Consider the following 12,514-nt stretch of genomic DNA (forward strand, 5'->3'; position numbering starts at 1 on the left):
AAACATGTCCACCACCGAACACCCCAGCGACCTGATCCGTGCCCGCGACCTCGAGGGCGTGGATGTGTGGGCGCTGCCCAGCTTCGACCCCGAGCCCGAGCCGCAACCCGAGCCGGAGCCTGAGGTTATCGAGGAAGAAGTCGAAGAGGTGCCGCTGGAGGAAGTCCAGCCGCTGACCCTCGAAGAGCTCGAGGCCATCCGCCAGGAGGCCTACAACGAAGGCTTCGCCACTGGCGAGCGCGAAGGCTTCCACAGCACCCAGCTGAAGGTTCGCCAGGAGGCCGAAGTGGCCCTGGCGGCCAAATTGGCCAGCCTCGAACAGGTCATGAACCATCTGCTCGAGCCCATCGCCGAGCAGGACACCCAGATCGAGAAAGCCCTGGTGCAACTGGTCGCCAGCATGACCCGCCAGGTCATCGGTCGCGAGTTGCGCAGCGATTCGAGCCAGATCACCCACGTCCTGCGTGAGGCGCTGAAACTGCTGCCGATGGGTGCCGACAACATCCGTATCCACCTCAACCCGCAGGATTTCGAGCTGGCCAAGGCCTTGCGCGAGCGTCATGAGGAGAGCTGGAAACTGCTTGAGGATGAGTCGTTGCTGCCGGGCGGCTGCCGGATCGAGACCGCTCACAGCCGTATCGACGCGACCATGGAGACTCGCATCGAAAAGGCCGTGATGCAGTTGTTCGACCAGTTCCACGACCAGGCCCTGCATCCTGCTGCGCCGGATATATCCGTCGAGCTGGACGTGCCGGCGGGTGAAGCCGATGCGCCTTGACCGGACCAGCTTCGGCAAGCGCCTGGAGGGCTATGCCGACGCGGTGAAGCTGCCCGACCAGCCGATCGTCGAAGGGCGCCTGCTGCGCATGGTCGGTCTCACCCTGGAGGCTGAAGGCCTGCGCGCTGCGGTGGGCAGCCGCTGCCTGGTGATCAACGACGACAGCTATCACCCGGTGCAGGTGGAGGCCGAAGTCATGGGCTTTGCCGGCAGCAAGGTGTTCCTGATGCCGGTCGGCAGTATTGTCGGCCTGGCGCCCGGTGCCCGCGTGGTGCCGCTGGACGACAGCGGCCGCCTGCCCATGGGCATGAGCATGCTTGGCCGGGTGCTCGATGGCGCCGGTCGCGCGCTGGACGGCAAGGGTGGGATGAAGGCCGAGGACTGGGTGCCGATGGACGGCCCGATCATCAACCCGCTCAACCGTGATCCGATCAGCCAACCGCTGGATGTCGGTATCCGCAGTATCAATGGTTTGCTCACTGTCGGCCGCGGCCAACGCCTGGGCCTGTTCGCCGGTACCGGTGTCGGTAAGTCGGTGCTGCTGGGCATGATGACCCGCTTTACCGAGGCCGAGATCATCGTGGTCGGCCTGATCGGCGAGCGGGGTCGGGAAGTGAAGGAATTCATCGAGCATATCCTCGGAGAGGAGGGGCTCAAGCGCTCGGTGGTGGTCGCCTCGCCAGCGGATGACGCGCCCTTGATGCGTCTGCGCGCAGCGATGTATTGCACGCGCATTGCCGAGTATTTCCGCGACAAGGGCAAGAATGTCCTGTTGCTGATGGACTCGCTGACCCGTTTTGCCCAGGCCCAGCGCGAAATTGCCCTGGCCATCGGCGAGCCGCCCGCCACCCGCGGTTATCCGCCGTCGGTGTTCGCCAAGCTGCCCAAACTGGTGGAGCGGGCTGGTAATGGTGAACCGGGCGGTGGCTCGATTACCGCGTTCTACACGGTGCTGTCCGAAGGCGACGACCAGCAGGACCCGATCGCCGATTCGGCGCGGGGCGTGCTCGACGGCCACTTTGTGCTGTCCCGACGCCTGGCCGAGGAAGGGCACTACCCAGCCATCGACATCGAGGCCTCGATCAGCCGGGTCATGCCCCAGGTGGTCGACCCCGATCACCTGCGTCAGGCGCAGAAGTTCAAGCAGCTGTGGTCGCGCCTGTCGCAGAGTCGCGATCTGATCAGCGTCGGCGCCTATGTGGCTGGTGGCGATCCGGAGACGGACCTGGCCATCGCCTTGCAACCCAGGCTGGTGGACTTCCTGCGCCAGGGTCTGGATGAAAACGTCGGCATGGCGCAGAGCCGTGAAGAACTGGCCGCGGTGTTCGCGCCGCCGGCGGGCTGATAGGCCATGGCCCAGCCCAGCCGAGCGGCACGCCTGGTGCCGGTGGTGGACATGGCCGAGGAGGCCGAGCGCAAGGCCGCCCAGCGCCTGGGGCATTTCCAGAGGCTGCTCAGCGATGCCCAGGCCAAGCAGGCCGAGCTCGAGAGTTTTCGCGAGGCCTATCAGCAGCAATGGATCAATCGCGGCAGCCAGGGTGTCGACGGCAACTGGCTGGTCAACTACCAGCGCTTCCTCGGGCAGTTGGAAGCGGCAATGACCCAGCAGCGCCAGAGCATGGCCTGGCACCAGAACAACCTGAACAACGCCCGCAACACCTGGCAGCAGGCCTATGCCCGGGTCGAAGGGCTGCGCAAGCTGGTCCAGCGCTACCTGGACGAAGCGCGCCGGGCTGAGGACAAGCGCGAGCAGAAGCTGCTCGATGAGCTGTCCCAGCGCCTGCCGCGCCAGCACATAACTTATTGATTTAGCAGGGACCTGTGGGAGCAACTGTCTTGCTCAATTTTTAGAGTCTGGCGCGATCCCTGTGGGAGCGGGCTTGCCCGCGAACACGGGCGAAGCCCGTGCCATCCACCACGATGTCGGCTTCGCGGGCAAACCCGCTCCCACAGGGTGTGTGCTGGCCAGGCAATCGCGGTTCTCTGCGCGACAGCCCTGCACGGGGGCAACCCAGGTCCACCACCTTGCACCTGCCGTCAGCGCCTGCTAAACCTTCAGAAGTCGCATTCGCCATCATCGAAGGAATCGCTCGCATGGCAGTCGAAACTGATTTTTCACAGGATGGGAAAAAGCTGACGATCAAGGTCAAGGGTCGTTTCGATTTCGGCAAGCATCAGGAATTCAGGGATGCCTACGAGCGCCAGCGCCCGCGTCCGGACTCCGTGGTGGTCGACCTGAAGGAGGCCACGTATCTCGACAGCTCGGCGTTGGGCATGTTGCTGCTGCTGCGCGACCATGTCGGTGGCGAGGATTCGGATATCCGCGTGGTCCATGCCAGCCCTGATGTGCGCAAGATCCTGGCGATCTCCAACTTCGAAAAGCTGTTCGACATCAGTTGAGCGTGGCCATGTCCGCCGATCAGCCGTTGACCGTGCTGGTGGCCGAGGACGGCACCGCGGACAGGCTATTGCTGGCGCAGATCGTCCGGCGCCAGGGGCATGAGGTGGTCACTGCCGAGAACGGCGAGCAGGCGGTGGCGCTGTTTGCCGAGCGGCGGCCGCAGTTGGTGCTGCTCGATGCGCTGATGCCGGTGATGGATGGCTTCGAGGCGGCGCGGCGGATCAAGGCGCTGGCCGGCGAGGCGCTGGTGCCGATCATCTTCCTGACCTCCCTTAATGAAGAGGAGGGGCTGGTACGTTGCCTGGAGGCCGGGGGCGACGATTTCATGGCCAAGCCCTACAGCGCCGTCATCCTGGCGGCGAAGATCCGAGCCATGGACCGCTTGCGTCGCCTGCAGGCGACGGTGCTGGAGCAGCGCGACCAGATCGCCCGCCATCACCATCACCTGCTCAACGAGCAGCGGGTGGCCAAGGCGGTGTTCGACAAGGTCGCCCACTCCGGCTGCCTGGGTGCCTCGAACATCCGCTACCTGCAATCGCCCTACGCGCTGTTCAATGGCGATCTGTTGCTGGCGGCGTTTACCCCTTCGGGCGACATGCATGTGCTGCTGGGGGATTTTACCGGCCATGGCCTGCCGGCCGCGGTCGGCGCCATGCCGCTGGCGGAGGTGTTCTATGGCATGACCGCCAAGGGCTACGGCCTGGTCGAAACGCTGCGGGAGATGAACGCCAAGCTCAAGCGCATCCTGCCTGTGGACATGTTCTGTTGTGCGCTGTTGCTCAACCTGAGTTTCCAGCGAGAAACCGTGGAGCTCTGGAACGGTGGCATGCCGGATGGCTATCGGTTGTCGGCGCAAGGCGAGGTGCTCGAGGTGTTGCCTTCGCGTCACCTGCCGCTGGGCATCCTGCCGCCCGAGCAGTTCGACGATACCACCGAGGTGAGGCCGCTTGCGGCGGGGGAGCGACTGTTCCTGCTGTCTGATGGCGTGGTCGACACCGGGGATGCCCGGGAATGCCTGTTCGGTGTGGAGCGTCTGTTGGCGGTGCTGGCGGCCAACCGCGATCCGGTGGTGTTGTTCGACGAGGTCATGCAGGCACTGGCGGGCTTCGGCGGCCAGTCTCGTGACGATATCAGCCTGTGCGATATCCGCATGTTGGCGCCTGAACATGTAGTACCGCAGGCGGTGGTGTACTCCGACAGTGGTCGTTCCAGTCCGTTGGACTGGTCGATGCAGTTCGAGTTGCGGGGCGAGAGCCTGGGGCGCTTCAACCCGGTCCCTTATCTGGTACAGCTGTTGCAGGAAATCCACGGCCTCAGGCCCAGCAGCGGCAAGTTGCACAGTGTGCTGAGCGAGCTGTACTCCAATGCGCTGGAGCATGGTGTGCTGGGGCTGGACTCGGCGCTCAAGCGCGACGCCGAAGGCTTCGCCGAGTACTATCGCCAGCGCGCCGAGCGCCTGGGGCGAGAGGTGCACGGCAGCGTCTGTATTGCCCTGCGGGTGGAACCTCAAGGTGCGGGTGGGCGTCTGATCATCGAGGTCCGCGACAGCGGCGCGGGCTTCGACGTGGAGCGCCTGTCGGCCGCCACGCCAGTGGAACAGGGCTTCAGTGGGCGAGGGGTGGGCCTGGTGCGGCGGTTGGCCGGCAATGCCCAGTGGTTGGAGGGTGGACGCTTGGCGCGCGTGGCGTTTCAATGGTGAGCCGGTTTGCGCGGCTCGGGCCTAATCAGGCTTGATCAAGGAGTGAGCAAGTGGCGGACATGCATATTGATCAGAAGGTGCTGAGTGATTTGCGGGAGGTCATGGAAGATGGCTACCTGCAGTTGCTGGAAACCTTCCTGGAAGACTCCGAGCGGCGTCTGAACCAGCTGCACGAGGCCAAGGATGCCGACGAGCTGGGCCTTGCCGCACACAGTTTCAAGGGCAGCAGCAGCAATATGGGGGCCGTGGGCCTGGCCAAGCTGTGTCAGCAGCTCGAGGAGCGAGTGCGTCAACAACCCTTGTATGGCATCGAGGACCTGATCAACCGCATCGACCAGGAGTACCTGGAGGTCCAGCGCTTCTACCGTGGCGAGCGTCAGCGAATCGCCGCCGAGTAAAGCTGGCGCGAGTTTTGCTTTTCTTCGCACAGATGCACTTTACCAGTTCTGCCGCGGAGACCTTTCAATGCCTGTCGCATCCAATCCATTGTTGCAAGCCGGCCTCGTCAACACGGCGTCGCGCCCGGCTGCCGGAGTGGCGGACAAGCCGCTGCAAGCCCCGGCCAGCCAGGTCGGTGGCTTCGACCAGGTCATGGCTCGGCAGGGTCGCGACAATACCCCTTCCCGTGATGTCAAGGTTGCCAAGGATACCGCTGCGGCCAAGCCCAAGGAGCAGGCAGCCCCCGCCAATGGCGGCAAGCCGGCGGATGCCAGCAAGCCAGCGGTTGCCGATGACGGCAAGAACTTGCCTGCGACGGCTGAAGCCAAGCCGGTCGGCGAAACGGACGAGTCGGCTGATAGCAGTAATACTCCCTCCCTCGATGCCAATCTGGTGGCAGGGCAGATCACCGATGCCCAGGCCGGCGCGCAGTTGATCCAGGCCCAGGCCGAAGCGGTCGCGCCGGTTTTGCAGGCGGCGGTGCAGACGCCGCAACCCGCCGTGCCGGCTCCGCCGGTCGGTGAGGAGGTCCTCAAGGACGCAAACTTCGATCCGCAGGCCGACCCATTGGCCGATATGCCGACCTTGCGTCTGGCGTTGGAGCACGAGGCCCAGGCCAAGGGCACGACTTCGGCGCATGCCGCCAGCGCGCGCCCGGAAAATGGCCAGGTACCGGCCGACCCGGCCGCGACTGCCGTCAATACCTTGGCGAATGTGACAGAGAAGGCCGAGTCCGAGGCCGGGCACTCCGAGCGTGGCGACAAGGCGTTCGCCGGGCTGATCGACGATGGCCTCAAGGATATCAAGGAAGCCAGCAGCGACACGCGTGTGGATGACTTCGCCAATCGCCTGGCAAACCTGACGCAAGCGGCGACGCCCAAGACCGCCAACGCCGTGCCGGTAGCGCCGAGCCCGCTGCAGCAGCCGCTGGCGATGAACCAGGGGGCCTGGACCGAAGGCCTGGTGAATCGGGTCATGTACCTGTCCAGCCAGAACCTGAAGTCGGCGGATATCCAGCTTGAACCTGCCGAGCTGGGTCGCCTGGACATTCGTGTCAATGTCGCGGCGGATCAATCCACCCAGATTCACTTCGTCAGCGGTCACGCCGGGGTGCGCGATGCCCTCGACAGCCAGGCCTACCGTTTGCGCGAGCTGTTCGCCCAGCAAGGCCTGGCGCAGCCGGACGTCAGCGTGGCCGATCAGTCCCGCGAGCAGCAGCAACAGCAGCAGGCGCAGCAGGGTGGGTCGAACCTGTCCGGCGTCGCGGCGAGGCGCGCCGAGGCGGCCGGGGAGGGCAGCGAACTGGCCGATGCCGCGCATCCCGTCGAGCAGCAGACGGTGATCGGCAGCAGCATGGTCGACTACTACGCCTGATCTTCCCCCCGGCCCTGGCCATGCCCCGTCGGGCGGGTACTTTCCCGCGACGGGGCTGGTACTTTCCGACTCGGGCAGATTTGGCATAACACTTGCTCAAGCCACGTCATCCTTCCTTGAAACCCCGATGGACGACGGATTATTGGCATGGCGAAGAGTGACGCAGTGAAAGACCCCGCCACTAAAGGCAAACTCAAGTTGATCCTGCTGCTGGTGCTGGCCCTGCTCCTGGCGGTCGGCCTGTCGGTAGGCGCTACCTGGTTCTTCATGCACAAGAGCGAGTCGGCGCCAGCGCCTGACGCCGCGCAGAGCAATGTCAAGCTGCCGGCGATCTACGAGCCGCTGGCACCGGCCTTCGTGGTCAACTTCAACCAGAATGGCCGCCAGCGCTACATGCAGGTGAGCATCACCATGCAGGGGCGCAGCCAGGCCGATCTTGAAGCGCTCAAGGTGCACATGCCGGTGATCCGCAACAACCTGGTGATGATGTTCTCCGGCCAGGGCTTCGACACCCTTGCCGCCAGCCCCGTCGGGCAGGAGATGCTGCGCCAGAAGGCCACCGCGGTGGTGCAGGAAGTGGCGCAGAAGGAAGTCGGCAGGCCGGTCGTCGACCAGCTGCTGTTCACCAATTTCGTATTGCAGTAGGAGCACATAGATGGCCGTGCAGGACCTGCTGTCCCAGGATGAGATCGACGCCCTGCTGCATGGGGTGGACGATGGGCTGGTACAAACCGAGAGCGCTGGCGAGCCCGGCAGCATCAAGAGCTACGACCTGACCAGTCAGGACCGTATCGTGCGGGGTCGCATGCCGACCCTGGAAATGATCAACGAGCGTTTCGCCCGTTATACCCGTATCAGCATGTTCAACCTGCTGCGTCGCTCCGCCGACGTGGCGGTGGGCGGCGTGCAGGTGATGAAGTTCGGCGAGTACGTGCACTCGCTTTACGTACCCACCAGCCTCAACCTGGTCAAGATCAAGCCGTTGCGCGGTACCGCGCTGTTCATCCTCGACGCCAAGCTGGTGTTCAAGCTGGTGGACAACTTCTTCGGTGGCGACGGGCGTCACGCCAAGATCGAGGGTCGCGAGTTCACCCCGACCGAGCTGCGCGTGGTGCGCATGGTCCTGGACCAGTGCTTCGTCGACCTCAAGGAAGCCTGGCAAGCGATCATGCCGGTCAACTTCGAGTACATCAACTCCGAGGTCAACCCGGCCATGGCCAACATCGTCGGCCCCAGCGAGGCGGTGGTGGTCTCGACCTTCCACATCGAACTCGATGGCGGTGGCGGCGACCTGCACGTGACCATGCCCTATTCGATGATCGAGCCGGTGCGCGAAATGCTCGACGCCGGGTTCCAGTCCGACCTGGACGACCAGGATGAGCGCTGGGTCAAGGCCCTGCGCGAAGACGTACTGGACGTCAACGTGCCGGTGTCGGCCACGGTCGCCCGTCGCCAGCTGAAGCTGCGCGACATCCTGCACATGCAGCCGGGTGACGTGATTCCGGTGGAACTGCCGGAGCACCTGGTGCTGCGCGCCAACGGCGTGCCGTCGTTCAAGGCGCGGCTGGGTTCGCACAAGGGCACCTTGTCGCTGCAGATCATCGACCCGATCGAACGCCGCTGACGGCGTGCCGGTCGCTCCAACGTATTGAATGCCTGTCGAGGAAATCATGGCTAACGAAAACGAGATCAACTCTCCCGAGGAACAGGCCCTGGCCGATGAGTGGGCTGCCGCCCTGGAAGAGACCGGTGATGCCGGTCAGTCTGACATCGACGCACTGCTGGCAGCCGACGCCGCTTCGGCCGGCGCCGGCCGCCTGCCAATGGAAGAGTTCGCCAGCTCGCCCAAGCCCAACGAGCATGTCAGCCTCGAAGGCCCCAACCTGGACGTGATCCTGGATATCCCGGTGAGCATCTCCATGGAAGTGGGCAGCACCGAGATCAGCATCCGCAACCTGCTGCAGCTCAACCAGGGCTCGGTGATCGAGCTCGACCGCCTGGCCGGCGAGCCGCTGGACGTACTGGTCAACGGCACGCTGATCGCCCATGGCGAGGTGGTGGTGGTCAACGAGAAGTTCGGCATCCGCCTGACTGACGTGATCAGCCCCAGCGAACGTATCAAGAAGCTGCGCTGAGTGAAGGGCATGCTGCGGAGCGTCACAGCCTTCGGTGCGTTGCTGGTCAGCGAGGTGGTGATCGCCGCCGCCGAGCCTGCTGCTGCCTCGACGGCGACGCCCGGTGGAATGGGCGCGCAGCTGGCGCAAACGGTGATCGGCCTGCTGCTGGTGGTGGGGCTGATCTTCTTCCTGGCCTGGCTGCTGCGACGCATGCAGGGCAGCGCGCAGCAGGGCGCCCAGGTGATCGAGGTCATCGGCACCCGGGCCATCGGTCCGCGTGATCGGCTGCTGCTGGTGCAGGTCGGCAAGGAGCAGATCCTGATCGGCCATACCCCCGGCAGCATCGAGGCCCTGCACGTGCTGGCCGAACCCGTGGATGTGCCCGCCTCGGCGCGCCAGGCCACGCCGGAATTCGCCCAGCGGCTGCTCGAGCTGATGGGCAAGGACCAGAAGGACAAGAAGTGATGAGCGGCGCAGTGCGCTTTCTGTTGACCCTGGCGCTGCTGCTGGCCGCGCCGCTGGCCCTGGCCGCCGATCCGTTGTCGATTCCGGCCATCACCCTGTCCAGTGGGGCGGACGGGCAGCAGGAGTATTCGGTCAGCCTGCAGATCCTGCTGATCATGACGGCGCTGAGCTTTATCCCGGCGTTCGTCATCCTGATGACCAGCTTCACCCGCATTATCATCGTTTTCTCGATCCTGCGTCAGGCCCTGGGTCTGCAGCAGACTCCTTCGAACCAGTTGCTTACCGGCATGGCGCTGTTCCTGACCATGTTCATCATGGCGTCAGTGTTCGATCGGGTGAACAAGGACGCCTTGCAGCCCTACCTGGCCGAGCAGATGACCGCCCAGCAAGCGATCGACAAGGCCCAGGTACCGTTGAAGGACTTCATGCTGGCACAGACCCGGCAGAGCGATCTCGACCTGTTCATGCGCCTGTCCAAGCGCACCGATATCGCCGGGCCCGACCAGGTGCCGCTGACGATCCTGGTGCCGGCGTTCGTCACCTCCGAGCTCAAGACTGCGTTCCAGATCGGCTTCATGATCTTCATCCCGTTCCTGATCATCGACATGGTGGTCGCCAGCGTGCTGATGGCCATGGGTATGATGATGCTGTCGCCGTTGATCATCTCGCTGCCGTTCAAGATCATGCTGTTCGTCCTGGTCGATGGCTGGGCGCTGATCATGGGCACCCTGGCCGGAAGTTTCGGCGGTGTCTGACGCCGTCAAGGAGAGCCTCGCATGACACCTGAAGTCGCCATCGACCTGTTTCGCGAAGCGTTGTGGATGACCACCATGATGGTCGCCATCCTGGTGGTGCCGAGCCTGCTGGTGGGCCTTGTGGTGGCCATGTTCCAGGCGGCGACGCAGATCAACGAACAGACCCTGAGCTTTCTTCCGCGCCTGCTGGTGATGCTGGTCACGCTGATCGTCGTCGGTCCGTGGCTGACGCAGAAGTTCATGGAGTACTTCATCGGCCTCTACACCAGCATTCCGCAGCTGGTCGGTTGACGCCACGATGCTGGAATTGACCGACACGCAGATCGGCACCTGGGTCGCCACCTTCATCCTGCCGTTGTTCCGGGTGACCGCCTTGCTGATGACGATGCCGATCATCGGCACCAAGATGCTGTCGGCCCGGATACGCCTGTACGTTGCCGTTGCCATCACCGTGGTGATCGTGCCGGCCCTGCCACCGCTGCCTGAAATCGACCCGTTGAGCCTGCGTGGCGTGCTGTTGTGCGCCGAGCAGGTGATTGTCGGGGCATTGTTCGGTTTTTCCCTGCAGTTGCTGTTCCAGGCCTTCGTGGTCGCAGGGCAGATCGTCGCGGTGCAGATGGGCATGGCCTTCGCCTCCATGGTCGATCCGGCCAACGGCGTCAACGTCGCGGTTATCGGTCAGTTCATGACCATGCTGGTGAGCATGCTGTTCCTGCTGATGAATGGCCACCTGGTCGCGTTCGAGATACTCACCGAGAGCTTCACCACGTTGCCGGTGGGGCACGCGCTGGTGGTCGATCATTTCTGGGAAATGGCCGGGCGCATGAGCTGGGTGCTGGGGGCCGGGTTGTTGCTGATCCTGCCGGCTATCGCCTCGCTGCTGGTGGTCAACATCGCCTTTGGCGTGATGACCCGCGCCGCCCCGCAGTTGAATATCTTCTCCATTGGTTTCCCGCTTACGCTGGTGCTGGGCATGGTGATCTTCTGGATCGGCCTGGCCGATATCCTTTCACACTACCAGGCACTGGCCAGCGAAGCGCTGCAGTGGCTGCGTGAGCTGGCACGGGCGCGCTGAGCATGGCTGAAAGCGAAAGCGGTCAGGACAAGACAGAGGAACCCACCGACAAGCGCAAGCGCGACGCGCGGGAAAAAGGTGAGATCGCCCGCTCCAAGGAATTGAACACGGTGGCGGTGACCCTGGCTGGCGCCGGGGGACTGCTGGCCTTTGGTGGGCACCTGGCTGAAGAATTGATGGCGCTGATGCGCATGAACTTCAGCCTTACCCGCGAGGTGGTGGTGGACGAGGGGAGCATGGCGGCGTTCCTGCTGGCCTCGGGCAAGATGGCCATCTGGGCGGCGCAGCCGGTGCTGATCCTGCTGTTCGTGATCGCGTTCGTCGGCCCGATCGCGTTGGGCGGCTTCCTGTTTTCCGGAAGCCTGCTGCAGCCCAAGTTCAGTCGCATGAACCCTTTGTCGGGGATCAAGCGCATGTTTTCGATGAATGCGCTGACCGAGCTGCTCAAGGCACTGGCCAAGTTCTTCGTGATCCTGATCGTGGCACTGGTGGTGTTGGCCGGGGATCGCCAGGCACTGCAGGCGATTGCCAACGAACCGCTCGAGCAGGCGATCATCCATTCGGTTCAGGTGGTGGGTTGGAGCGCGTTGTGGATGGCGGCTGGGTTGTTGCTCATCGCTGCGGCCGATGTGCCGTTCCAGCTGTGGCAGACCCACAAGAAAATGAAGATGACCAAGCAGGAAGTGAAGGACGAGTACAAGGACAGCGAGGGCAAGCCTGAGGTCAAGCAGCGTATTCGCCAGCTGCAGCGCGAGGCGTCGCAGCGCCGGATGATGGCGGCGGTGCCGGATGCTGATGTGATAATTACCAACCCGACCCACTATGCCGTGGCCTTGCAGTACGACCCCGAGAAGGGCGGCTCGGCGCCGCTGCTGGTGGCCAAGGGTACCGATTTTGTCGCCTTGAAGATGCGGGAGATCGGGGTCGAGCATAACGTGCAGATACTTGAGTCGCCGGCCCTGGCGCGGGCGATCTATTACTCTACCGAGATGGAGCAGGAGATTCCGGCGGGGTTGTACCTGGCGGTGGCGCAGGTGTTGGCCTATGTGTTCCAGATTCGGCAGTATCGGGCGGGCAAGGGGAAGGCGCCGGAGCCTTTGAAAGAGGATTTGCCGATTCCTGATGATTTGCGGCGGGATAGTTGAGTTTGGTTTGGTTTGGTTTGGTTTGGTTTGGTTTGGTTTGGTTTGGTTGTGGTTGTGGTTGTGGTTGTGGTTGTGGTTGTGGTTGTGGTTGTGTTGAAAGTTGTATGTGCATTCATTTGTGATGTCGACGCTTATTCACCTTCCGCCCTTACGGCGGGTAACTTTTTGAAGGATCAAAAAGTCACCAAAAAATCCTCGCTCCATTCATCCGGCCCCTGCGCTTCGCTCCGGGGTCCCCTCACTCCGGCCTTGCTCCCGGGAGGGCCG

General features: G+C 63.6%; 15 protein-coding genes. All 15 read left to right on the forward strand.

The genetic code is table 11. The features are described 5' to 3' along the window. Positions 1–4: 4 nt before the first annotated feature. The 15 genes from fliH (at position 5) to flhB (ending at position 12,247) form a co-directional block, all read left to right on the forward strand. Positions 5–778, forward strand: a complete 774-nt coding sequence (gene fliH / locus LU671_RS18830) for a flagellar assembly protein FliH (RefSeq protein ID WP_232856530.1) — start codon at positions 5–7, stop codon at positions 776–778. Next, positions 768–2,123, forward strand: coding sequence for a flagellar protein export ATPase FliI (gene fliI, locus LU671_RS18835; RefSeq protein WP_203651647.1), 1,356 nt, complete (start codon positions 768–770; stop codon positions 2,121–2,123). The genes fliH and fliI overlap by 11 nt, the downstream gene beginning before the upstream one ends. Positions 2,124–2,129: 6 nt before the next feature. After that, complete coding sequence (fliJ, locus tag LU671_RS18840) at positions 2,130–2,585, forward strand: flagellar export protein FliJ (RefSeq protein WP_232856531.1); 456 nt, start codon at positions 2,130–2,132, stop codon at positions 2,583–2,585. Between the two features lie 287 nt (positions 2,586–2,872). Next, positions 2,873–3,178 carry an STAS domain-containing protein gene (locus LU671_RS18845; RefSeq protein ID WP_232856532.1) on the forward strand — a complete coding sequence of 102 codons (306 nt, stop codon included), beginning with the start codon at positions 2,873–2,875 and terminating at the stop codon, positions 3,176–3,178. An 8-nt stretch (positions 3,179–3,186) separates the two neighbouring features. After that, positions 3,187–4,878: a fused response regulator/phosphatase gene (locus tag LU671_RS18850; protein WP_232856533.1), complete on the forward strand. Its 1,692-nt coding sequence runs from the start codon at positions 3,187–3,189 to the stop codon at positions 4,876–4,878. Between the two features lie 50 nt (positions 4,879–4,928). Beyond that, positions 4,929–5,276, forward strand: coding sequence for an Hpt domain-containing protein (locus LU671_RS18855; RefSeq protein ID WP_232856534.1), 348 nt, complete (start codon positions 4,929–4,931; stop codon positions 5,274–5,276). 67 nt (positions 5,277–5,343) lie between these two features. Continuing rightward, complete coding sequence (locus tag LU671_RS18860; RefSeq protein WP_232856535.1) at positions 5,344–6,690, forward strand: flagellar hook-length control protein FliK; 1,347 nt, start codon at positions 5,344–5,346, stop codon at positions 6,688–6,690. Between the two features lie 147 nt (positions 6,691–6,837). Beyond that, positions 6,838–7,335: a flagellar basal body-associated protein FliL gene (fliL, locus tag LU671_RS18865; protein ID WP_050706666.1), complete on the forward strand. Its 498-nt coding sequence runs from the start codon at positions 6,838–6,840 to the stop codon at positions 7,333–7,335. Between the two features lie 10 nt (positions 7,336–7,345). After that, complete coding sequence (gene fliM, locus LU671_RS18870) at positions 7,346–8,314, forward strand: flagellar motor switch protein FliM (RefSeq protein ID WP_050706665.1); 969 nt, start codon at positions 7,346–7,348, stop codon at positions 8,312–8,314. A 46-nt stretch (positions 8,315–8,360) separates the two neighbouring features. Then, on the forward strand, positions 8,361–8,825 hold the full coding sequence (fliN, locus tag LU671_RS18875) for a flagellar motor switch protein FliN (protein ID WP_050706705.1): 465 nt from the start codon (positions 8,361–8,363) through the stop codon (positions 8,823–8,825). Between the two features lie 9 nt (positions 8,826–8,834). Continuing rightward, positions 8,835–9,272 (forward strand): flagellar biosynthetic protein FliO, encoded by a 438-nt coding sequence (fliO, locus tag LU671_RS18880; protein WP_267967042.1) that lies wholly within the window; start codon positions 8,835–8,837, stop codon positions 9,270–9,272. After that, the gene (gene fliP / locus LU671_RS18885) at positions 9,272–10,027 is read left to right on the forward strand and encodes a flagellar type III secretion system pore protein FliP (protein ID WP_232856536.1); all 756 of its coding nucleotides are present in this window, start codon (positions 9,272–9,274) and stop codon (positions 10,025–10,027) included. The genes fliO and fliP overlap by 1 nt, the downstream gene beginning before the upstream one ends. Before the next feature lie 21 nt (positions 10,028–10,048). Then, entirely contained in the window at positions 10,049–10,318 is a 270-nt protein-coding gene (fliQ, locus tag LU671_RS18890; RefSeq protein WP_050706662.1) for a flagellar biosynthesis protein FliQ, read from the forward strand. Positions 10,319–10,325: 7 nt separating this feature from the next. Then, complete coding sequence (fliR, locus tag LU671_RS18895; protein ID WP_198742974.1) at positions 10,326–11,102, forward strand: flagellar biosynthetic protein FliR; 777 nt, start codon at positions 10,326–10,328, stop codon at positions 11,100–11,102. A 2-nt stretch (positions 11,103–11,104) separates the two neighbouring features. Further along, positions 11,105–12,247: a flagellar biosynthesis protein FlhB gene (gene flhB / locus LU671_RS18900; RefSeq protein WP_232856537.1), complete on the forward strand. Its 1,143-nt coding sequence runs from the start codon at positions 11,105–11,107 to the stop codon at positions 12,245–12,247. Positions 12,248–12,514 lie beyond the last annotated feature (267 nt).

The organism is Pseudomonas sp. NMI760_13 (assembly GCF_021283245.1).
Classification (GTDB): domain Bacteria; phylum Pseudomonadota; class Gammaproteobacteria; order Pseudomonadales; family Pseudomonadaceae; genus Aquipseudomonas; species Aquipseudomonas peradeniyensis.